General features: G+C 28.4%; 19 protein-coding genes. 12 read left to right on the plus strand and 7 right to left on the minus strand.

The features are described from left to right. On the plus strand, nt 1-485 hold a 485-nt coding region (locus Q0F58_RS06210), incomplete at its 5' end, for a Card1-like endonuclease domain-containing protein (protein ID WP_294373752.1). A gap of 124 nt (nt 486-609) precedes the next feature. Here the strand turns inward: Q0F58_RS06210 and Q0F58_RS06215 are convergent. Further along, a complete protein-coding gene (locus tag Q0F58_RS06215; RefSeq protein ID WP_294373756.1) occupies nt 610-1,497 on the minus strand; it encodes a phosphatidylserine decarboxylase in 888 nt (295 codons plus the stop codon). Nucleotides 1,498-1,790: 293 nt separating this feature from the next. On the opposite strand from Q0F58_RS06215, the gene Q0F58_RS06220 reads away from it, so the two are divergent. The 3 genes from Q0F58_RS06220 (at nt 1,791) to Q0F58_RS06230 (ending at nt 5,279) form a co-directional block, all read left to right on the plus strand. Next, complete coding sequence (locus tag Q0F58_RS06220; protein WP_294373760.1) at nt 1,791-2,363, plus strand: TetR/AcrR family transcriptional regulator; 573 nt, start codon at nt 1,791-1,793, stop codon at nt 2,361-2,363. Nucleotides 2,364-2,537: 174 nt separating this feature from the next. Further along, a complete protein-coding gene (locus tag Q0F58_RS06225) occupies nt 2,538-4,256 on the plus strand; it encodes a ferredoxin hydrogenase (RefSeq protein ID WP_294373763.1) in 1,719 nt (572 codons plus the stop codon). A 231-nt stretch (nt 4,257-4,487) separates the two neighbouring features. Next, a complete protein-coding gene (locus Q0F58_RS06230) occupies nt 4,488-5,279 on the plus strand; it encodes a Cof-type HAD-IIB family hydrolase (protein ID WP_294373766.1) in 792 nt (263 codons plus the stop codon). Nucleotides 5,280-5,333: 54 nt separating this feature from the next. Here Q0F58_RS06230 and Q0F58_RS06235 read toward each other — a convergent pair whose 3' ends face one another. From Q0F58_RS06235 to Q0F58_RS06245, 3 genes are all read right to left on the minus strand, one after another. Next, nucleotides 5,334-6,923, minus strand: coding sequence for an ABC-F family ATP-binding cassette domain-containing protein (locus Q0F58_RS06235; protein WP_294373769.1), 1,590 nt, complete (start codon nt 6,921-6,923; stop codon nt 5,334-5,336). Nucleotides 6,924-7,200: 277 nt separating this feature from the next. Further along, nucleotides 7,201-8,901 (minus strand): ABC-ATPase domain-containing protein, encoded by a 1,701-nt coding sequence (locus Q0F58_RS06240; protein WP_294373772.1) that lies wholly within the window; start codon nt 8,899-8,901, stop codon nt 7,201-7,203. Beyond that, nucleotides 8,901-9,497, minus strand: a complete 597-nt coding sequence (locus tag Q0F58_RS06245) for a DUF1836 domain-containing protein (RefSeq protein ID WP_294373819.1) — start codon at nt 9,495-9,497, stop codon at nt 8,901-8,903. Before Q0F58_RS06245 ends, Q0F58_RS06240 begins: the two co-directional genes overlap by 1 nt. 222 nt (nt 9,498-9,719) lie before the next feature. On the opposite strand from Q0F58_RS06245, the gene Q0F58_RS06250 reads away from it, so the two are divergent. Beyond that, nucleotides 9,720-10,367, plus strand: coding sequence for a hemolysin III family protein (locus Q0F58_RS06250; RefSeq protein WP_294373821.1), 648 nt, complete (start codon nt 9,720-9,722; stop codon nt 10,365-10,367). Nucleotides 10,368-10,448: 81 nt separating this feature from the next. Here the strand turns inward: Q0F58_RS06250 and Q0F58_RS06255 are convergent, their stop codons facing one another. After that, nucleotides 10,449-11,798, minus strand: coding sequence for a YjiH family protein (locus tag Q0F58_RS06255; protein ID WP_294373824.1), 1,350 nt, complete (start codon nt 11,796-11,798; stop codon nt 10,449-10,451). A gap of 245 nt (nt 11,799-12,043) precedes the next feature. Between Q0F58_RS06255 and proB the strand changes: the two genes are divergently transcribed. From proB to Q0F58_RS06280, 5 genes are all read left to right on the plus strand, one after another. Then, nucleotides 12,044-12,883, plus strand: a complete 840-nt coding sequence (gene proB, locus Q0F58_RS06260; protein WP_294373827.1) for a glutamate 5-kinase — start codon at nt 12,044-12,046, stop codon at nt 12,881-12,883. 65 nt (nt 12,884-12,948) lie between these two features. After that, entirely contained in the window at nt 12,949-14,193 is a 1,245-nt protein-coding gene (locus Q0F58_RS06265; RefSeq protein WP_294373832.1) for a glutamate-5-semialdehyde dehydrogenase, read from the plus strand. Between the two features lie 773 nt (nt 14,194-14,966). Next, entirely contained in the window at nt 14,967-16,016 is a 1,050-nt protein-coding gene (gene carA / locus Q0F58_RS06270; protein ID WP_294373834.1) for a glutamine-hydrolyzing carbamoyl-phosphate synthase small subunit, read from the plus strand. Between the two features lie 14 nt (nt 16,017-16,030). Further along, a complete protein-coding gene (carB, locus tag Q0F58_RS06275; protein ID WP_294373836.1) occupies nt 16,031-19,243 on the plus strand; it encodes a carbamoyl-phosphate synthase large subunit in 3,213 nt (1,070 codons plus the stop codon). Between the two features lie 167 nt (nt 19,244-19,410). After that, nucleotides 19,411-19,647 (plus strand): hypothetical protein, encoded by a 237-nt coding sequence (locus tag Q0F58_RS06280; protein ID WP_294373838.1) that lies wholly within the window; start codon nt 19,411-19,413, stop codon nt 19,645-19,647. 55 nt (nt 19,648-19,702) lie between these two features. On the opposite strand, the gene Q0F58_RS06285 is transcribed toward Q0F58_RS06280, so the two are convergent. Together Q0F58_RS06285 and Q0F58_RS06290 are read right to left on the minus strand one after the other, a co-directional pair. Then, a complete protein-coding gene (locus tag Q0F58_RS06285) occupies nt 19,703-20,815 on the minus strand; it encodes an HD-GYP domain-containing protein (protein ID WP_294373840.1) in 1,113 nt (370 codons plus the stop codon). A gap of 242 nt (nt 20,816-21,057) precedes the next feature. Then, nucleotides 21,058-22,956 carry a glutamine synthetase gene (locus Q0F58_RS06290; protein ID WP_294373842.1) on the minus strand — a complete coding sequence of 633 codons (1,899 nt, stop codon included), beginning with the start codon at nt 22,954-22,956 and terminating at the stop codon, nt 21,058-21,060. A gap of 393 nt (nt 22,957-23,349) precedes the next feature. Between Q0F58_RS06290 and murI the strand changes: the two genes are divergently transcribed. Together murI and Q0F58_RS06300 are read left to right on the plus strand one after the other, a co-directional pair. Next, a complete protein-coding gene (murI, locus tag Q0F58_RS06295) occupies nt 23,350-24,123 on the plus strand; it encodes a glutamate racemase (RefSeq protein WP_294373845.1) in 774 nt (257 codons plus the stop codon). 98 nt (nt 24,124-24,221) lie between these two features. After that, on the plus strand, nt 24,222-24,746 hold the full coding sequence (locus Q0F58_RS06300) for a peptidylprolyl isomerase (protein ID WP_294373847.1): 525 nt from the start codon (nt 24,222-24,224) through the stop codon (nt 24,744-24,746). Nucleotides 24,747-24,794: the final 48 nt, after the last annotated feature.

Genomic DNA, 24,794 nt, shown 5'->3' on the forward strand with positions numbered 1-24,794 from the left:
ATCTTAAAGATTTGAAGGTTTTGGATTATACAAAAATATGTGAAGAAATAGAAGTGAAATTTTTAAAAGAGAATATAAAAAGTTTGATTTTTAAAAGTGGAACTTGGTTAGAAGTTTTAACTAATATTGTGGTTAAAGAAATTGATGAAGTCAAAAGTGGTGTTATATTTTTATGGGAAGAATGTAACAATACAGTTAGAAATGAACTAGATGTACTTGCAGTGAAGGATTCTATATTTATTTGTATATCATGTAAAGATTCTGATAAGTATGATGAAGATGCATTAAATGAATTAGAAGTATACAGTAAAAGACTTGGAGGAAATGTGGTAAAAAAGATTTTAGTAGCTACAAAAAATCCATGCAAGAAATGTGTTGTTGAAAGAGCTAAAGCAATGGATATTAATTTAATTATATTAGAAAAAGATATAGATAAATTTAGAAATTCATTAAAAAATATAATATTAAATAAAAATAACAATTAGTATATATAGTTTAGAATTTTGCAATAAATAAATTTTTCAAACATATCCAATTAAATAAAAAATGGGTTGTATTAGCCCATTTTTTATTGATAGTAAAATGTTTTTTTATAGGTTATTTTTAAGTTTAGGCTTTTATTCCTATATGTTCACCCAGATTGACTTTGCATTCGAACCCTAACTTAGACTGTTCTAATATATCGGAATCAATTCTTATTTTATCTTTTTCAAAAAATAAAATAGTAGTTGATCCACCAAATTTGAAATATCCTTTTTCCTCTCCTTTTTTAACAGGTTTGTTAGGAGTGTATGTTTGAATTATTGAACCTACACATGTAGCACCAACTTCAATTGTTAGGACATCACCAAAATTATCGGAATGTAATATAGACCATTCACGTTTATTTTCACAAAATAATTTAGGAATACTTTTTAATGCAATTGGATTAACTGAATAATAGTTTCCTTTTATATGTGTAGTTTGTATTGGAATTCCTGAATCTACAAAATGGAATCTATGATAGTCTGTAGGACATAGTCTTAATATAAGGCATATACCATTATTATATTTTTCAGCAATAGAATTATTATTGATGAGTTCTTTTAGACTATATGTCATTCCTTTTATTTGAACGAGATTATTTAAATCAATATTTTCATATGCTGTAAGTCTCCCATCTCCAGGAGAAATTAATATATTGGGATTGTTGTCTATTGGTCTTGCTGTATCATTAAGTTTTCTTATAAAAAAATCATTAAATGATTTAAATTGAGAAATATCTTTTTCAGATTGATTCATATTAATATGAAATTCATCTACAAATGCTTTTATTTTTTTTGAACTAAATTTTGTATCACAATACATGCCATAAAATTTAGAGAAAAATTTTCTTTTAGCAATAAGTTCAGTTATATTTTTTCCAATAGGGGATTCATATGTCCATTCAATGTACTTCTTTCCAGCTATAAGCTCTTCTTCATAAGATTTTGTTTTTCTGTTATAAATTTGAATCATAAAAAAATCTGTCAGATATTTATAAAAGAATTACTTTTATAATATGCTAATCTAACGATTATCCTCCATTTCTTAATTGATATAACTATAAATAATTCATATTAATTTTATCATAAATATTTTAAATATCAAAAATTCTTTGTTAAGCAATTATATACATTTTAATTTAAGAGTTATATTTCAGGAACAATTATGAAATGCAAGCAGGTATATATACTTATTGAATATAGTTTATTTTATATTAAATAGTGTATAATAAAATAATACAGGATATAGAAAAAGAGGAGATATATATGAATAGGACGAAGGAATTAATATTTGAATCTGCTATTAGGACATTTTCAGAGTGTGGATATAGAGGAGCAACAATGGATGATATTGCTTTAAATGCAGGACTAGCAAAAGGAACACTGTATTATCATTTTACAAGTAAAGAAGAGATATTTAATTTCATTGTTAAAGAAGGTATTCAGATATTGCTGAATCAAGTGTTGGATGTTCAAAAATCAGATATCAATCCTATAAAAAAATTAGTAAAGATTAGTGAAATTCAGTTAAGGTTTCTTTATGGACATATTGATTTCTTCAAAGTTGTAATGAGCCAATTGTGGGGAAGTGAAAAGAGGCAGGATGAGTTACGCCAAAAAATACGTGAGTATATAAAAGAAATTGAAATTAACATAAAAGAAGCTATGCTAGAAGGAACAATTGAACAAGGAGATTCAGAACTTATGGCGTATCAATTTTTTGGAGTATTGTGTACAGCTGCTATATATGAATCTATTCATATAGAAAAAGTAGAATTAGATACTATAATATTAAAAACTGTCGAATTTACACTTAAAGGATTGGGAATACACTTATAAAGTTAATTACAGGAGTATAGGGGATAGTAAATTTATAAATCTATCTCCTTATTTTTTAAAAATTATATAAAACTACCAAAATAATTATATTACAATAATTTAAAATATGTTAAAATATATATTGTTATTACAAAAAATATAAAAAATAGTAGTGTGTATGGAGGATTTTATCCTATGATAAATTTAATTATTGATGAAAAAAGTGTTCAAGTACCAGAAGGTACAACTATCATTCAAGCTGCATTAGATAATGGAATAGATATACCTTCATTATGTTATTTAAAGGAATGCTCAAATATTGGTAAATGTGGTGTTTGTGCAGTAGAAGTAGAAGGAAAGAAAGCACTTTCTCTTGCATGTTTAACAAAAGTAGAGGAAGGAATGGTTGTAAGAACTAATACTGAAGCAACACAAGAAAGAGTAAAAATGAGAGTAGCAATGCTCCTTGATAAACATGAATTCAAATGCGGACCATGTCCTAGAAGAGAGACATGTGAATTCTTAAAATTAGTTATTAAAACAAAAGCTAGAGCAAATAAGCCATTTGTTGTAGCTGATAGAGCAGAATTTTTAGATGAAAGAAGTAAATCAATTACAATTGATAGAAGCAAATGTGTATTATGTGGAAGATGTGTAGCAGCGTGTAAGGTGAAGACTGGAACTAGTAATATTGAAATAGCTGGTAAGGGTTCTGAAAGAAAAGTACAGGCTGTTGAAGGAAAATGTTTTGACGAAACAAATTGTTTATTATGTGGTCAATGTGTAGCGGCGTGTCCTGTAGCTGCATTAAATGAAAAATCACATATAGATAGAGTTAGAGAAGCATTAGATGATCCAGATAAGCATGTAATTGTTGCTATGGCTCCAGCAGTAAGAACTTCTATGGGTGAATTATTTAAAATGGGATATGGTGTAGATGTAACTGGAAAGTTATATGCAGCATTAAGACAATTAGGCTTTAATAAAATATTTGATATTAATTTTGGTGCTGACATGACAATAATGGAAGAAGCAACTGAGTTTATTGAGAGAACTAAAAACAATGGACCATTTCCAATGTTTACATCATGTTGTTCTGCATGGGTTAGACAAGCTGAAAATTATTATCCTGAGCTCTTAGGAAATTTATCTTCAGCTAAATCACCACAACAGATATTTGGTACAGCAAGTAAAACATATTATCCATCAATAGAAGGCTTAGATCCTAAGAGTATATTTACTGTAACAATAATGCCTTGTACTGCAAAAAAATTTGAAGCCGATAGACCTGAAATGGAAACTGACGGATTGAGGGATATAGATGCAGTTTTAACAACAAGAGAATTAGCAAAAATGATTAAAGATGCTAAGATTAAATTTGCTGACTTAGAAGATGAGAAAGCTGATCCAGCAATGGGAGAATATACTGGAGCGGGGGTTATTTTTGGAGCAACAGGTGGAGTTATGGAATCTGCATTAAGAACTGCTAAGGATTTAGTAGAAGACAAAGATTTAACTGATATAGAATATAAAGAAGTCAGAGGCTTAAAAGGCATTAAAGAAGCTACAGTTGAAATTGGCGGTCAAAATTATAATGTTGCTGTAATTAATGGTGCTTCTAACTTAACTAAGTTTGTTGAAAGTGGAGAAATGAATAAATATCATTTTGTGGAAGTTATGGCATGCCCTGGTGGATGTGTAAATGGTGGAGGTCAACCTCATATTGATGCCAAGGAAATGGAAAAGATAAATATAAAGGAAGTAAGGGCATCTGTCTTATATAATCAAGATGTACATGCTGAAAAGAGAAAATCCTATAAAAATGAAGCATTAATGAAGATGTATAATGAATATATGGGTACTCCAGGAGGACATAAAGCTCATGAATTATTACATCTCAAATATACTAAATAATATATCATTATAATTTAGATTATTAAAAATAGCAGCTCAGATTTTAATTGAAAAGCTGCTATTTTAATATGAAAAGATATAAATTCTAGTTAATATTATTATTTAATGTATATAATTACAAAATAGAAAAATTTAAAAATATTTGAGAGAATATTAAATTTAACTTTTTTATTTGAAATATATAGTATAATCATACTATATGCTTAATAGAAATGGAGCGAGGAAATACATATGAAAATTTTAGCCAGCGATTTGGATGGAACTCTTATAAGAGATAATAAAATATCTAAAAAAGATTTAGAAGCACTAAAAAGATTAAAGGAAAATGGTTGTAAAGTTATAGTATCTACAGGAAGAACAATAAGTGGAGTAGAGTCTTTATTTGAAAATTTTCCTTTTGAATATGATTATTTAGTACTTTGCAATGGAGGAACTGTATTAGATAAAGATAAAAATATAATTCATGAGAAATCAATCAATTATGATGTTAAAAATGGCATAATTGATGAATTTTATAATGATGGAACTCTTTTAATGTATTATGATAATGGAGAAGATACTTATTTAATAAATAATTCATCTATTGATACATCAAATCTTGAAGAGGATTTTATAGAGACATTTTCTAACAAAATAGACATTGAATATGCACGAAAAGCTGAGGGAACATATAAAATGATGAGTGTATTTGATGTTGGTGGTTCAATAGATAAATGTGAAGACGTAAAAAATAGAATACTAGAAAAATATGGAGAATATGTTGAGGCTTATAGAAATCAGTGTTTTGTAGATATTGTTCCTAAGGGATGTTCTAAAGGAAATGGCATCATGATGATTTTAGAAGATGAAAAAGTTAGTACAGATAATCTTTATACTGTAGGAGATTCGTTTAATGATATATCCATGTTTAATATAACTAAAAACAGTTATACATTTAATGGAGCAGAAGAAGCTGTAAAACCATATGCTAATAATCTTGTTGACTATGTTTATGAAGTTGTAGATGATATGTTAAATAATTAATGTACAAAAAAGGATTCAGTTTTTATTTTACTGAATCCTTTTTTAGATTTATAATTATTTATTTGAGAATTCTAAATATTCATCAAATGTCATAGCTCTATCAACTATAGAACCATCATCTTTAATATCAATAATTCTATTAGCTATAGTTTGAACGAATTGGTGGTCATGTGAAGCAAATATAATATTACTGTTAAAATCTTTTAATCCATTGTTTACAGCTGTTATAGATTCAAGATCAAGGTGGTTAGTAGGTTGATCTAACATTAGTACATTTGCGTTAGAAAGCATCATCTTAGATAACATACATCTAACTTTTTCGCCCCCTGATAATACATTAGCTTCTTTTAAAGCTTCTTCTCCAGAGAATAACATTCTTCCTAAGAAACCTCTTATATAGCTTTCAGATTTTTCATCAGAGTATTGTCTTAACCAGTCTACCAAAGATAAGTTGCATCCTTCAAAGTATTCAGTATTGTCAGTTGGGAAGTAAGCTGTTGTTATAGTTATTCCCCATTTAAATTCACCACTATCTGGTTCCATTTCTCCAGCCAATATTTTGAATAAAGTAGTAACTGCAATTTCATTACCTATAAGGGCAATCTTATCTCCTTTGTTAACCATGAAGTTAACATTATCTAATACTTTAACTCCGTCAATAGTCTTAGATAAATCTTTAACAGTTAATATATCATTACCAACTTCTCTTTCAGGTTTAAATCCTACGAAAGGATATCTTCTACTTGAAGGTTGGATATCATCTAAAGTGATTTTATCTAACAATTTCTTTCTTGAAGTTGCTTGCTTAGATTTAGATGCATTAGCACTGAATCTTGCGATAAAGTCTTGAAGTTCTTTAATTTTTTCTTCTTTTTTCTTGTTTTGATCTTTAGCCATTTGAAGAGCTAATTGGCTTGATTCGTACCAGAAGTCATAGTTACCAACATATAATTTGATTTTTCCAAAGTCAACATCAGCCATTTGAGTACATACTGAATTTAAGAAGTGTCTGTCATGGGATACAACGATAACAGTACCTTCAAAATTTCCAAGGAAGTCTTCTAACCAGTTAACAGCCTTTAAGTCAAGACCGTTAGTTGGTTCGTCTAGGATTAGTATACCAGGATTTCCAAATAAAGCTTGTGCTAAAAGAACTTTAACTTTTTCTGCTTCTTTTAATTCAGACATATTTTTAAAGTGGTAATCAGTTCCAATTCCTAAACCTTGTAATATTGTAGAAGCTTCAGATTCTGCTTCCCAACCATTAAGTTCAGCAAATTCTCCTTCTAATTCAGATGCTCTTATACCATCTTCATCAGAAAAATCAGGCTTAGCATATATCTCATCTTTTTCTTTCATGATTTGATATAGTCTTTCATTACCCATGATTACAGTTTCAAGAACTTGGTACTCATCATACTTGTAGTGATCCTGTTGTAAAACTGACATTCTAGTATTAGGAGCAATGATAACTTCACCAGTGTTTGGTTCTACATCTCCTGATAATATTTTTAGGAAAGTTGATTTACCAGCACCATTAGCACCTATAACACCATAACAGTTACCAGCAGTAAACTTGATATTTACATCTTCAAAAAGTTTACGTCCACCAAATCTTAGACTAACATTTGATACATTTATCAATCTAATTCTACCTCATTTCTTAATATATTATTTATATTCTGTATACTGACGAAGAGTTGTAGTCGTCAATATATCTGATTTTCAGTTCATGTTGCTTATTATATCATAGATTTATATAATTTACATTGTATTAAAATTAGTTTTATTTTCTATTAATATATTCTAAGTAATAAAACTACATAATATCAAAGGAATTGTGCAAAGATTTCATTATTCATTGTAAATTATTAATTTAGAATATATATTTAATGTTAATTGTAAGCAAAATAATATTAAATTATAATTTTAAGTTTCTATATCTGTTAAAGCAAGAAACTATTTCTTGTTTTCTAGGCATTGCAAGTGTTCCCATGCCGTATTTTACTGGGCTTATAGAAATAAGTCCGTTTTTAGAAATATAATCTAATGTTTCAGAAACAACCTGTCTTAAAGTTTTATTATTATTTACTATATTATCTTCAGCAAATTTCATTATATATCCTAAAGAATTAACCTGTTCAGAATCAACAATCTGTTCAACAGCTCTTAATTCTATAGTGTTTTTGTTTATAGATAATCCATCTTTACCTAAATTTTTGATTTTTACTCCTTTAGGTCCAGAAACTATAGAACCTGATTTTAATTTCCTATCAAAATTTATTGAAAGATTAAGTGATGACTCATTAATTCTTTTTAATATAGTTCCTTTGCTTAGAGTTTTTGCTTCAGATGTAACATCTTTTGGCTCATAGGAATCCATTTGGATTACAGAATCTGCAATATCAAAGTAATCTCCTGAACTTCCAACAACTATAATTGTTGATATTCCTAATCTATCATAAAGATTTTTAACTATTTCTATGAAAGGAGTTATAGGTTCTTTTTCTCTGCTTACAAGCTTTTGCATGATATCATCACGTATCATGAAATTTGTAGCAGAAGTATCTTCATCTATTAGGAATAATTTAGTATCAGATTCGATTCCTTCAATTATATTTGCAGCCTGAGAAGTACTTCCGCTGGCATTATCGGTACTGAACTTTTTTGTATCTTTTCTATTTGGAAGATTGTTTATAAATAGTGATATATCAGTATTTGTTATGAATCTTCCATCTTCAGATCTTACTTTAAGAGCACTTTCATCAGTAATTACATATTCTCGTCCATCACCTTCAATATGATTATATACACCTAATTCTAATGCTTTTAAAACAGTGGATTTTCCATGATATCCACCACCAACAAATAAAGTGATTCCCTTTTTTATTGCCATGCCTTTTATCTTACCTTTGAAAGGTAGGGAAATTTCAATTTCCATGGATTTTGGAGATTGAAATTTTAGACCACTTTTTAGTGGTTTTGTAGAGATTCCACTTTCACGAGGAAGAATAGAATCATTAGCAATAAAAGCAACTAAATTATTTTCTTTAAGATAATTTCTTAAAAATTTTTGATCTTCACTTAATTCAATTCTTTTTATAATTGAGCTTTTATTTAAATTTTCATAAATTAAAGTGTTATCAACTATCTGTGGAAGAAAATCAAATAGGATTTTTTCTAATTCTTTAGATAAAACAGATCTTCCTCTTGCAGGAAATCCAACTTCAAATCTTGCTTCAATCTTATCAGAAGAAATTATTAAAGATGTTCTTTCAAGAATTTCCTGATCACATCTGCTTATGCTTATAAGACCGCTTTTTCCAGATCCAAATACTCTTGAAGAAAATTTATTGATATTAGATGAAAATAATCTTGTTAGGTAATCTTCTAAAGCTATTTTTTTATGACGAGCATCAAAAAGCTCTAAAGGAAATTTAGCAGTTTTTTGATTGATGATTATTCTAAGCTTAGAAGGAGATGCAAATGGATCTCCTTGAACATGGTCAATGCTTAAAATATATTTTTTAAAATCATATCTATCAGTCAAGCTTTTATAAGCTCCATAACTTTTTCCATTAATTGAAGATAGCTCTTTTTTTAAATCAAATGAACTCTTCATTATTTTTTGCCTCCTTTTAAATTACTTAAACACTCATCAATTATTTTCTCGCTCATGCGTCTATAAAGATTGCTCATGCTTACATAAGCACATATTAAAAGGAATTTTTCTTCAAATTCTCCTAGCTTATCATTTTCATCATTTATAAGTTTACGAACATTTTCATATATATCTTTAGCCGAAGAACTTAAATTTTGCAGATTTAAATCATATATTTTTAAGAATGATTCATAAACATCATATAGTGGGTAGTCTTCTTCTTTTGAAAATGCTTCAATTATAGGATCAAACATAGTTTTTATATCTGACAATGATAATGCACCTTTTAAATTATAAATAAGGCCTATAAGAATCAAATGTTCTTTTGTGTATTTTTTATTTTTGATCTTCATAAGAAGGTTTCCCTTTGCATAATTGTTTATCATTGTTTTTGTGAGAAGCTTATCATCTTCATTTCTTTTTGTATAGCTTAATTTACTTTCAAAGAGCTGAATTACTTGATCCATATATAGATCTAATTCAGGAAAGTTATCTAGATTAATATTATTAGAAGATTTTTGAGAATTTATAAAATTGTCAATATCAAAGTTGTTCATTAAAATTTCACTCCTTACATAGTAATTAAAACTACGTATTGTATTATAAGAATAATATTAATAGAAAATTAGAGAGAATTCAAGTAATCTCATGAAAAAGTGGGAATACTGATATAAATGGCATAAAACAGATGTTGATATACAAACAAATATATGAAATAATTATTTACATAGTAATAAGTAGTTTTAAAAACTATATGAAATAATTTAGGAGGTATAAGAATGGAGAAATATTTAAGAGAACCTGTTAATGGATTAACTCATTTAGCTGGAGCTGTATTATCACTTGTTGCGTTAATTGCTATGATTGTTAAGTCATATATAAGAGAATCATCAATGACAACTTTTTTTTCTGTATTGTTTTTTGGAATAAGCATGATTTTACTTTATAGTGCATCGAGCATTTATCATTCAGTAATAAGTAGTGATAAAGTAATAAAAACATTAAAGAGACTTGATCACTCAATGATATTTATATTAATAGCAGGATCATATGCTCCGTTCTGTTTAGTTGCTTTAAGTGGTAAGATTGGATTTGATTTGTTTTTAGCAGTAACTATATGTGCAGCTATTGGAATTATATTTAAGATGTTTTGGGTAACATGTCCTAGATGGTTGAGCAGTGTTATGTATATAGGAATAGGTTGGTTTGCCATATTTGCTATTTATCCTATGTCAAAAGTTCTTCCAACAGCAGCTTTGATATATCTTATTTTAGGTGGAATTATTTATACAATTGGTGGTGTTATTTATGCACTAAAGACTGAAAAGATAAGAATAGGAATATTTGGAAGACACGAAATATTTCATTTATTTATAATGGCAGGAACATTATGTCATTTTATATGCGTATTTTGTTATGTAATTTAGATACAAATTATATTATCTATTGGATTTAAAAGGAGTTTATGCACTAAACAGTTAGTTAAAGTGTATAGACTCCTTAAATATTTAGAATATTATATTAGCACAAAGAACAATTATAGGTATGCTTACCAATGTTCTTTCTAAAAAGATTAATATTAAATCTGTAAATTTTACTGGGATTTTTGATCCTAGTAAAAGTCCTCCAACTTCGGACATGTAAATAAGTTGAGTAACAGAAATACAAGCAACTATAAATCTAGTCATTTCATTAGTTATTGTTGAAGCAAGAACTGATGGAATAAACATATCTGCAAATCCAACAATAAGAGTTTGAGATGCAGCAGCAGCTTCTGGAACATTTAATAAACTAAGCAGAGGAATAAATGGAGTACCTAGTATTTCAAAGAATCGTGTATATTCTGCGATTATTAGTGCAATTCCTCCCATAGCCATAACTATAGGTAAAACTCCAAGCCACATATCTATAACATTTTTAATCCCTTCAATAAAGGGTTTTTTTATATCAGCATTAGCTTCAGCTTTTTCAACGGCTTTTTCAAGTCCAAATGTAAATGTATTATAACCATCTGGAATTAAATCTATATCAATTTTAGGAGCAGTCCCATCAATATATGTATTTGATTTTCTTGATAATGGTGGAATTCTTGGAACTATTATAGCTGCAATTATACCTGTAAGGGTAACTGTAATATAAAAAGGAACAAACATATGTCCAAGTCCAACCTGAGTTATTACCATTAAACTAAAAGTTATTGAAACAGCAGAAAATGAAGTACCTATTATTGAAGCTTCTTTTTTTGTATAAAATCCTTCTTCATATTGTTTGCTTGTTAATAAAATTCCAATAGTACCATCACCAAGCCAAGAAGTAATGCAGTCAATAGACGATCTTCCAGGAAGTTTAAATATTGGTCTCATTACTTTTGTTAATAGAGCACCAACAAATTCTAATAGACCGTGATTAAGTAATAATGGAAGAAATAATCCTGCAAATAAAAACACAGACACTAATAAAGGGAGAAGACTAAATAAAACTGTTCCACCGGTTGAATCTGACCAAATAAATTCAGGACCTATTTGGAAATAGGTAAATATTGCAAAAATCATTCCAACTATTCGTCCAATCATCCATATAAGTGGAACATTAAATAGAGAATTTAATATTTTGTTATCAGATTTAAATATCTTTATTAATATACTCCCAATAGCTGAAATTGAAATTAGAACAGTAGCTATAAAAGGAAGAACATTATTTAGTATTTCAACAAGATAATTAGATAAAAATGCAATTGGAATAGTAAATTGTCCGTTTATTTTTAATGGAGTCATAAATAGTAATATACCAATAAACGATGGAATTATAAATTTCAATAATGATGATATGCTATATTTATTTTTTGAATTATTATTCATATTACCACCTTTTTTCTTTATAAATATACAATAAGTATTATTTTAATATATAAAAACTAAAAAAGATAGTATTATTTTAATTGTAATTAAAACTTTTATACAAAAATATTAAAAAATAAAACGTAAAAATATTTATGGATAAATATACATTTGATAATTAGACTGTAGTCTATATTGATAACCCATATTTGGTATAGTAAGATAATTTATATAATAATTAAAAATATTGAGGAGATGTAGTTATAATGGGCTTTAGAGAAAGTATAAAAAATGCCAAAAGAATAGTTGTAAAGGTAGGGACATCGACATTAACGTATAACAATGGAAACATCAATTTATGCAGAATAGAGAAAATGACACGAGTAATTTCTGATATTGTAAATTCAGGAAAAGAAGTTGCACTTGTATCATCAGGAGCAATTGGTGTTGGCGTAAATAAATTAAAATTAAAAGAAAAGCCCGTAACTATTAGAGAAAAACAAGCTGTAGCAGCAGTTGGTCAATGTGAACTTATGCATATATACAGTAAATTTTTTAGTGAATATAGCCATACTGTTGGTCAGGTATTACTTACTAGAGATGTTGTAGAAGATGATCATATAAGAGAGAATGTAATAAATACATTTGAAACATTGTTAGAGAATAAAATAATTCCGATTGTAAATGAAAATGATACAGTTTCAATAGATGAAATAGAAAACATAGTTAAGTTTGGAGATAATGATAATTTATCAGCTGTTGTATCAGTTTTAACAAATGCAGATTTATTGATTATACTATCTGATATAGATGGTTTTTATGATAGTGATCCAAGGAGTAATGATGATGCAAGACTATTGTCATTAGTAGAAAATATAACACCAGAATTAGAAGAATGTGCAGGTGGAGCGGGAAGTAAATTAGGCACAGGTGGAATGGTAACAAAGCTTACAGCAGCCAAAACAGCTACAAATGCAGGAGTTGATATGGTTCTTGCTAACGGAAGTGAACCTGAAATAATAAGAGAAATATTAGAAGGAAAAGAAATAGGAACTTTATTTGTAGGAAAGACAGATGCTCAAATAAAGGATTTTAAAGTTGTTTAATAGTTTTATATTAAAAAGACCACATAAGTAAAAGTGAAAATAAATAGATATAGGGGTGTGTAAATATGACTAAATTAGAAATTATGGGGCAGAATGCAAAAGAAGCTTCTTATGAATTAGGAGCAGCTTCAACCAAACAAAAAGATATGGCATTATTATTTATGGCAGAACAGCTGGTTGATAATACTGAATCAATCTTAGAAGCTAATAAAGTTGATTTGAAAAACGCAGAAATAAAAGGAACACCAAAGGCTATGCTTGATAGACTTGCGCTAGATAAGGGAAGAATAGAAGCAATGGCTGAAGGGTTGAAAGAAATTGTGAATTTACAAGATCCAGTAGGAGAAGTAATATCTATGTGGCAGAGACCAAATGGATTACAGATAGGTCAAAAGAGAGTACCAATAGGTGTTATTGGAATAATTTATGAATCAAGACCAAATGTGACTAGTGATGCAGCAGGATTGTGTTTAAAAACAGGAAATGCAACCATACTAAGAGGTGGTAGTGATGCAATTAATTCTAATAAAGCTATAATGAAGGCTTTAGTAGAAGGAATTGAAAAGGCTGGCCTTCCAAGAGAATCAGTGCAACTTGTAGAGGATACAAGCAGAGAAGTAGCAACAGAAATGATGAAACTTAATGACTATATAGATGTACTTATTCCAAGAGGTGGTGCTGGTTTAATACAATCAGTAGTAAAAAATGCAACAGTTCCAGTTATAGAAACAGGAACTGGTAACTGTCATATATATGTTGATGAATCTTGTGATTTTGATATGGCAATAAAGATAGCTGTTAATGCAAAAGCATCAAGACCATCAGTATGTAATGCAGCAGAAAAACTATTGGTAAATGAAAATATTGCAAAAGATTTTCTTCCATTAGCAGTTAAAGCTTTAAGAGAAAATGGAGTTACATTGAGAGGTGACGAGAAATCTCAAGCTATTATTAACGATATTGAAAAAGCCAATAGTGAGGACTGGGGCAAAGAATATTTGGATTATGTTATGGCTGTAAAAATAGTAAAGGATGTTGATGAAGCTATTAATCATATAAATAAATATGGAACTGGTCATTCAGAAGCAATAATAACTGAAAGTTATAAAAATTCTCAAAAGTTTTTACAGAGAGTTGATGCAGCAGCAGTATATGTTAATGCTTCAACAAGATTTACTGATGGAGGAGAATTTGGATTTGGAGCTGAAATTGGAATAAGTACTCAGAAGCTTCATGCAAGAGGACCAATGGGACTAAAAGAATTAACAACTATCAAGTATATAATTTATGGAAATGGTCAGATAAGATAATTCAATTAAAGTATTATTATAGATATGAAAATAAGATTAAAATTGTAGTTCAAAGGAAAATTTATTTCAGTTTTGTTTTTATTATGTGGTGGACATAATAAAAACAAAACTGAATTATTAATTGAAAAGTTTTTAAAATAATAGGTTTTATCAACAAAAAAAGTGCTTATGTTTTACATAAGCACTTTTTTAGAAAACAGTAGTGCCAGAATTTTTATGGTCAGTTCAGAATGGAACAACTGTAACTGCCTAAAAATTCTGAATATTTGTATAATTAAATTATAACATATTTAAAATAAAAAAACAATTATTTATAAAATAATTTATATTAAGATTTATAAATTTAAATTACGAAACTAAAGCAAATATTTTGAATAAATATACCTAAACCTGAATAAATATGCTATAATCCATATATAGACATTGTAAAAAGATATTTGAAATATATATTGATGAAAATTTGTATTAAAACTATTCTTAATTTATCTTGACATAGCAAAATCTATCTACTAGAATGATAGAAAGAGAAAATTTAAAAATAAAGTTAAGATGCACTTTAACTTGGTCCTGTGAGGCCAAAAAGGGAGTATAACTATGATATTTAAATATTCAATGGTGAATTTCATAGCTTATTTTTGAAGCCAAAATATAAGATATATCACAGGATAGTGAAGAGCGCAGTTTTATGTGTCCCTTTATTATCCTTTTATTTTTTATATAGATCTTCATAAGGTGTAGTTTTAGCAAAAATTATATTTGTAGGAGGCTTAAACATGAAAGCGAAACTTATATTAGAAAATGGTATGGTTTTTGAAGGTAAAGCTTTTGGGTATCTAAAAGAAAGTGTTGGAGAAGTAGTATTTACAACTGGTATGACAGGATATCAAGAAGTTTTAACAGATCCATCATATTATGGACAAATAGTAACTATGACTTATCCGCTAATAGGAAACTATGGAATTAATCTTGAAGATATGGAATCTGACGGAATAAAAGTCAGAGGTTTTATTGTAAGAGAAAAATGTGATTTACCAAGCAATTTCAGATGTGAATTAGAATTAGAAGATTTTTTAAAACAGGGAAAAGTAATTGGACTAGAAGGAATAGATACAAGAGCTTTAACTAAAGTTTTAAGAAATAGTGGAACAATGAAAGGTATAATTGCATTAGAAGATTTAGATGATGATACAATTAAAGAAAAAATAGCTAATTTTTCTAATAAAGAAGCAGTTAAAAATGTTACAACTAAAGAAGCATATACTATTGAAGGAACTGGAAAACACGTTGCAGTAATGGATTTTGGAATAAAGACAAATATAATAAGAAACTTTAAAAAGAGAAACTGTAAATTATCAGTATTCCCAGCAACAGCAACAGCTGAAGAAGTATTAAGTGTTAATCCGGATTTAGTATTTTTATCAAATGGTCCTGGAGATCCTCAAGATTTAGATTTTGCTATTGAAAATATTAAGAAGATAGTAGGAAAGAAGCCATTGGTTGGAATATGCTTAGGACATCAATTATTAGCATTAGCATTAGGCGGAACTACTACTAAATTAAAGTTCGGACATAGAGGATGTAATCACCCAGTAAAAGATTTAGAAGAAAATATTGTTCATATAACATCTCAAAATCATGGATATGTTGTTGAAAATTTACCAGATAATATGGAAGTTACTCATGTAAATATAAATGATGGAACAGTTGAAGGTATGAAACATAAAGATTTACCAATATATTCAGTTCAATTCCATCCAGAAGCAGCAGCAGGTCCAAAGGACAGCGAATACATATTTGATAAATTTTTGAAGTATGCACTTTAGGAGGTTAGTGAAAAATGCCATTAAATAAAAATATAAAAAAGGTTTTAGTTATAGGATCAGGTCCAATAGTTATAGGTCAGGCAGCTGAATTTGATTATTCAGGAACACAAGCCTGTGAAGCATTAAAGTCTGAAGGAATAGAAGTTGTTCTTGTAAATTCTAATCCAGCAACAATAATGACAGATAAGGAAGTTGCAGACAAAATTTATTTAGAACCATTAACATTAGAATTTGTAGAAAAAGTTATAGCAAAAGAAAGACCAGATAGTCTTCTTGCAGGAATGGGTGGTCAAACAGGACTTAACCTTGCTGTAGAATTATATGATAAGGGAATTTTAGATAAATACAATGTAAAAGTAATCGGAACATCTATCGAATCAATAAAAGAAGGTGAAGATAGAGAACTATTCAGAAACATGATGAATAGAATTGGAGAACCAGTTATAAAGAGTGAAATAGTAACTGATTTAAAGGCAGGTATAGATTTTGCTAATAAAATAGGATATCCAGTTATAGTAAGACCAGCATATACACTTGGAGGATCAGGTGGCGGAATAGCTGAAGATGAAGAAGAATTAAAGACAATATTAGAATCTGGTCTTCAATTAAGTACAATAGGTCAGGTTTTACTTGAAAAATCAGTTAAAGGCTGGAAGGAAATAGAATACGAAGTAATGAGAGATTCTTATGGAAACTGTATTACAGTATGTAATATGGAAAACATAGATCCAGTTGGTATACATACAGGAGATAGTATAGTCGTTGCACCATCTCAAACACTTTCAGATAAAGAATATCAAATGTTAAGAACTGCATCAATAAACATTATCAATGCTGTTGGAATTGAAGGCGGATGTAATGTTCAATTTTCATTAAATCCAAATACTTTTGAATATGCAGTTATAGAAATAAACCCTAGAGTTTCAAGAAGTTCAGCTTTAGCATCAAAAGCAACAGGATATCCTATTGCAAAACTTGCAGCTAAAATCGCTCTTGGATATGGATTAGATGAAATTAAAAATGCAGTAACTCAAAAGACATATGCATGCTTTGAACCAACACTTGACTATGTAGTTGTTAAAATTCCAAAATGGCCATTTGATAAATTCTTTGGAGCTGACAGACAACTTGGTACAAAAATGATGGCTACTGGTGAAATTATGGCAATCGGAGCTAATTTTGAGCAGGCATTCTTAAAAGGTATAAGAAGTCTTGAAATAGGTAAATATTCTTTAGATCATAAGAAATTTAAAGAACATAGCATGGCTGAATTAAAAGAATTAGTAATGAAGCCAGATGATGAAAGAATCTTCGCTTTAGCAGAAATGATAAGAAGAGATTATATGATAGATAAGATAAATAAGATCACAGGTATAGATAAATTCTTCTTAGAAAAAATCAAATGGATTATAGATGAAGAACAGAGATTAAAATTAAGCAAGATAGAAGATTTAGACAAAGAATGGTTATATGCATTAAAGAAAAAAGGATTCTCAGATAAAGCAATAGCTGATATGTTAAAGGTTAGTCCTGATGATGTATATAGGTTAAGAGATATTTGGAATATAAAGCCTTCATATAAAATGGTTGATACTTGTGGTGGAGAATTTGAAGCATTATCACCATACTATTATTCAACTTATGAACAATATGATGAAGTTGAAGTATCAGATAAAAAGAAAGTCATAGTTATAGGTTCAGGACCTATTAGAATTGGTCAGGGAATCGAATTTGACTATGCTTCAGTTCATTGTGTAAAAGCATTGAAGAAATTAGGAATTGAAACAATAATAGTTAATAACAATCCAGAAACAGTAAGTACAGACTTTGATGTATCTGATAAATTATATTTTGAACCATTAACTGAAGAAGATGTTTTAAATATAATTGAAAAAGAAAATCCAGATGGAGTAATTCTTCAATTTGGTGGTCAGACAGCAATAAAACTTGCTAACTTCTTAAAGGAAAAGAAAGTTGTAACTTTAGGAACAACAGCAGATCAAATTGATATGGCAGAAGACAGAGAAAAATTTGATGAACTATTAGAAAAATTAGGGATAGCTAGACCAAAGGGTAAAGGTATCTGGTCACTTGAAGAAGGTTTAGAAGAAGCAAGAAGATTAGGATTCCCTGTACTTGTTAGACCTTCATATGTAATTGGTGGTCAGGGTATGGAAATAACTCATGATGAAGAAGAGTTAACATTCTATTTAGAAAATGCTTTTGCTAAAGACAAGAAAAATCCAATACTTATAGATAAGTATTTAATGGGTAGAGAAATTGAAGTAGATGCAATTTCAGATGGTGAAAATGTATTAATTCCAGGAATTATGGAACACTTAGAAAGAGCAGGAGTTCACTCAGGAGATAGTGTTACTATGTATCCAAGCCAAAATATAAATGATGAAATGAAAGGCAGAATTTTAGATTATACTAAGAAGCTTGCTTTAGAAATAGGAATAAAGGGAATGATAAACATTCAATTTATAGAATTTGAAGGAAATTTATATGTAATTGAAGTTAACCCTAGAGCATCAAGAACAGTTCCATATATAAGTAAGGTAAGTGGAGTTCCAATAGTTGATTTAGCAACACAGGTAATGTTAGGTTCTAAGTTAACTGATTTAGGATATGGTGTAGATATATATAAAGAACCAGAATTAGTATCAGTTAAAGTTCCAGTATTCTCAACTCAGAAATTACCTAATGTAGAAGTATGTCTAGGACCTGAAATGAGATCTACAGGAGAAGTTTTAGGTGTTGGAAGAAATGTTAAAGAGGCACTTTATAAAGGATTTGTAGCAGCTAATATGTACCCTTCAAAAGAAAAAGGAAAGATACTTGCTACAATCAATAAACATGATAAACCTGAATTCTTAGAAATAGCTAAACAGTTAGCTAAAGTAGGATATACATTTATAGCAACTAAAGGTACTTGTAAATTACTTAAAGATGCAGGAATAAATGTAGAAGAAATAAGAAGAATCAATGAAGAAGAACCAAACATATTAGATGTGGTTAAACATAGAGAAGTTGATTTAGTTGTAAATACACCAACTAAAGGAAATGATTCAAATAGAGATGGTTTCTTAATCAGAAGAGCTGCAGTTGAAAGAAATCTTGGAGTAATAACAGCTTTAGATACTTTAAGAGCTATTGCTGATGTTGAACTTGAAAAATATGATGAAAATAAGAACTTAGAAGTATTTGATATAGCAGATAGATAATAATTTAAAATTTAAAAGGGCTGTGCTTTTAGCATAGCTCTTTATTTAATTGAAAGAATATATATATTCTTTGAAGGATAATATTTACATAATATATTGACAAGCGAATGTTTGTTCTGTATAATGTAATCAATGAACATATGTTTGCCAAAAGGGGGATATATATTGTGGATGGATTAGGTAATTTTTTTGTGAAAGTAAATTGTAAGAATGTAGACAACATTAGAAGCCTTATAATAGATAGACAGGTTAAATATAAAGGTAGACAGGATAAATATATAATGTGCGCAGGAAAGTATGATAGAAATGGATGGACATTAGTTTTTAGAGCAAAATCATTTGAAGAAGCGGAAGAATTAGCTAATTTAAATCCATTTACAATAAAAAGAAATAGAATTAATTAGTTTCATAATTTTATACATATTAAAAAATAAGCTATTTTACATTGTGTTGAATAGCTTATTTTATATCATATTGAATATTTAATATTACAATTGAAAGAGTATCAATTAAATTTATCTTAGCTCCTACTTTTTTATTATCTTTACTTTTTATTATTTTCACAATTGGGCGCAAAGGATAGCTAGGAATGGTTTTTTCAACTATACCAATATCCCCATTACTTAAGCACACAATTGTTCCTTTTGGAAATGGTATTATTATTCGACTAAATACATTAACTATATCATAATCAAATAATGTACCAGCATTAGACATTATATATTCTAATGCATCACTTGGACATAGAGATCTTTTATAAGGCCTATCTGATGTCAATGCATCATAAACATCAGCAATAGATACAATTCTTGCAAGATAGCTTATTTTATTACCTTTAATGCTATCTGGATAACCGAGTCCATCAAATCTTTCATGATGTTGTAATACAATTAATCTAACATGAGAACTTAATGAGTAGAATTTATTTAAAAAATCATATCCGAGTCTAGGATGATTCTTCATGATTTTAAATTCCTCTGGAGTTAATTTCCCTGGTTTCTGAAGAATTTCACGAGGAATAAAAATTTTTCCTATATCATGAATTAAAGCACCAATACAAAGATAAGTTAAATTTTTTTTATTTAAGTTGAGACTAATACCAATTATTATAGAAATTACTGCAACATTAACACAGTGGGCATAGGTGTAATTATCCATGCTTTTTATATCAACTAATGATAGGAGAATGTTTTTATTACTTAGAACATTATCTAAGAGTTCTTCTGCTAATACACTTATATTGTTGAAATATTCCTTTTCCTTTTGAGAATATTCGCTTAGTTTGCGCTTTTCAAATTTATGTCTTGAGGAGATTCTTTCAATATCAGAAAAAACTTCTTTTATAACTGAAATGGATTTTTGTCTTAATTCAGGTTTTATTACATCTTCTATTTCAGCAGAACTATATTCATCAATTATGTATAGAGAAAAAATTTTGAAAGACTTGATTTTTTCTAATCGAGCTCGTGTTAATTCAGCACCTGTTTTTAATAATATTCTTCCATCAGGTGAATAAATATTTCTACCAAGAATAGAATTTTCTCTGATACATTCTACAGGGACTAGCCGCATATTTACCTACCTCACTCCTATAATAATATTAATTATATCATAAACATATAGAAAAATATAAACAAATATGAAAAAAATACTAATATTTAATTAGAAACAAACAGTTAAAACTATAATAATGTATATTGTCAAATATATAAAAATGATTGGAATTTTACAATTTGAATGTATATTTATTAATTTTTAATAATAAAAAAATACAAGAAAAACTTGTATTTTTTTATTGCTCATAAATTTTAAAATTAAATATCTAATAAATTTTTCTTGTAAGTTGAGTATAACTTTCGAAGTTCGCTCATTTTATCTTCAACTTCTAAGTATAATCTAGAAGCATCTGAAAAATCTTCTTTTTCAAAAGCTTCTTTTACTCTTGTAAATAAGCTTTTATTAGTATAAGTATCTTTCATTAGTTCTATTCTTAAATTATGAAGATTAGTCCAATTAGATATATCTAAATCTAAGATTTTATCTAATGAATGAAGAGGCTTAAATGATCTGATTTCTCTCATATAATTTTTTATTACTCTATGAGTAATTTCTGTTGTCCATCTTTCAATAAATGCTAATTTGAAACTGTGTATTATTGCATCAGTAAACACATCATTTCTCTTTAAAGCTTTAAGTTTTGATGGGTTATTATCTAATTGTGATAAATTTTCATATACAGTTGCTGGTGCTTTACCAAAGTATTTATTTCTTTCAGATTCAGAGAAATCTTCAAATATATTTTCTTCAGTTCTATAAGCTCTTGATTTTTCAAGATATTCTGCTGAATCTCCAGCTTTTTTTGAAAGTTCAGCAAGAAGTTCATCTTCAGTTTTGTTATTTTCAGTTGCATATATTATTCCATCTAACATACCCATATAAGATGCAGCCATTACAAGATAGGTATTAGAATGTGGATTTGGAGATCTAAGCTCAAATCTTGTAGCCATAGGTGAATTTAAATCTCTTATTAATCCAGCTAATACAGTTCTATTTCTTGAAGGATTTTCTGGAGATAATCCAAGTGATGTTACTGTACATATTGGAGCTTCAAATCCTGGTTTTAATCTTTTTAGTGAATTGTTTGTTGAAGAAACAAATGGATTTATAACTTCATAATTCTTTAGAAGTCCCATAATAGCGCCATATCCAATTCTGCTTAAATAATGGTTCTTTGGACCATTAAATACATTTACTCTTTTTCCATTCTTTAGTTTTAAGCTTACACCTAAGTGAGTGTGCATACCAGAGCCTGCAACATTTTCAATAGGTTTAGCCATGAATGTTACATCTAGTCCATTTCTTCTGAAAGTTTCTTGAACAAGAATTCTTACAAATAATTCATTATCACCAGCTTGTACAGCATCTGTAAATTTCCAGTCAACTTCTAATTGTTCCATTACATGATCAAATTCACCTGAAGTATTTAATTTTGCTTTTACACCGCCAACTTCTTTATGACCCATTTCAGGTTCAAATCCGTATTTATCCATTAATATAAGGACTTCTTCTAATGCAGTTCTTACAGAACCTTTAGTTCTAGTCCAGTAATGTTCATGTAAAACTTGAGATGTAGATAATTCATCAACATGTGCTCTATTATTAGGTGTTTTTACCCAGAATTCTAGTTCAGTTGCAGATGTTATTACTATATCAGCAATATCATCTGATGTTATATCAAATGATTTTAATGTTTCGGGATGAGTTTTGAAGATATTCATAAGAGTTTCTTTAAATGTAGAAACAGCAGAAGTTAAAATGTGTCTAGAGTCTACAGCAACATTATCATGATATAAGAAACAAGGTATTCTTAATGTTCCAACAGGTTTGTTAGTTTCAGGATCTATAAAATCATAGTTGTAATCAATGAACCACTTACAATTTAAATCTATTACCATATCAACCTTTGCATTGTCTAAAGTTGCGATACCTGGTAATACTACAGATGAACCATCAGTCTGAATAGCTGTTCCTTTTAGGAAATCATCAATATCATCTAAAAATAGTTTCATAGGAATTTTTTCATCAGTATCATTTCCAGATAAATCAATTCCTACAAAAGAAGCAAATTTAATTTCTGGATGACTAGTTAGTATTTCTCTTAAATCTTGAGAATTATGATTTTCTTTGGATATAGTATAAAGCAGATTATTCATATTTTTATATTTATCACAAACATTTGCTGTGATAAAAATTCACATCCTTTCTCATGTATCGAATAAATTTATTTATATTATTGTTAATATTCGCAATTAATTCTAAATTGATTCTATTATAAAATGAATAAAAGTGTCAATAATTATAGATATAACCTTAGATTATTATGAAAAAGAGCGATGAAAAATTTTTTTCATAACTCAAATGCATTTGATACTTTATTTTATTAATGTATAATAAATCAAAATTTATTGTTATTTTTAAAGTATAATTATGTTATATGTGGATTTTGTTTCATTATATTAAACTTAATAAAAACAATATGGATTTATTACTAATAAAGTAATAAAATATTTAATAGATAATCTAAAAGAATATGGAGTGAGGGCACTTTGAATATAAAAAATAGTCCTATAGGATTTTTTGATTCAGGAGTAGGCGGGCTGAGTGTATTAAGAGAAGCAATTTCAATAATGCCTAATGAAAATTATATATATTTTGGAGATTCTCAAAATGCTCCTTATGGAACAAAAGACCTTCAAGAAGTAAAGCAGCTTACTTTTAAAGCAGCGGAATTTTTGCGTGCGAAGAAAGTGAAAGCAATAGTTGTAGCATGCAATACTGCTACAAGCGCAGCGATTGAAGAACTTAGAATCAAATATACAGATATCCCTATAATAGGAATTGAACCTGCATTGAAACCAGCTGTTAAGTTACATAGAAAAGGAAGTGTAATTATAATGGCAACTCCAATGACACTAAGGGAAAAAAAATTTAAGGAATTAATGTTAAAATTTAAAGATGAATGTGACATAGTTTCAATGCCATGTGCAGGTCTTGTTGAATTTGTTGAAAATGGAATATTAAAAGGCGATGATATTGAGAGCTATTTAAAGGATAAATTTAAAGGATATAAAAAAGAGAATATAGCAGCAATAGTTCTTGGATGTACACATTATCCATTTGTAAAAGAAGCTTTATCAAATGTTGTAGGAAAAAATATTCCATTGATAGATGGCGGAGCTGGAACTTCACATGAGCTTCGAAGAAAGCTTATAGAAAGAAACAGTCTTACAGATTCCAATAAGAAAGGAACTATTGAGATTTATAATTCCACAAATGATACGAAAGTTATAGATTTCTGTTATAATCTAATTAATGTGTAGAATTCTAATCAAATTAGAATAATTGATCAAATAATATAAAAATGAATTTTAGACAATACTAATAATTAAAAGCGATAATTGAAGGGAGAAAATAAAAAATGAAGAATCCAATTGTTACAATAACTATGGAAAATGGAGGAGTTATAAAAGCTGAGTTATATCCAGAAACAGCACCTAATACAGTAAACAATTTCGTAGATTTAGTTAATAGAGGTTTTTATGATGGTTTAATATTCCATAGAGTTATACCAGGATTTATGATTCAAGGTGGATGTCCAGAAGGTACAGGAATGGGTGGCCCAGGATATTCTATAAAAGGTGAATTTACTTCAAATGGATTTAAAAATGATTTAAAACATTCTAGAGGAGTTTTATCAATGGCTAGAGCTATGCATCCAGATTCAGCTGGAAGCCAATTCTTTATAATGGTAGAAGATGCTCCACATTTAGATGGACAATATGCATCATTTGGTAAGGTAATAGAAGGAATGGAAATTGCAGATGCAATAGTTAAGGCTCAAAGAGATGTGTATGATAGACCTTATGAAGATCAAGTAATTAAAACTATGACTGTTGATACTCAAGGTGAAAGTTTTGATGAACCAGAAATAATTGAAGAATAATATTATTGAAATAAATATGTATGAATAAATTATAAAAATTAATGTATA

This window comes from uncultured Clostridium sp., assembly GCF_934754915.1.
GTDB lineage: Bacteria > Bacillota > Clostridia > Clostridiales > Clostridiaceae > Clostridium.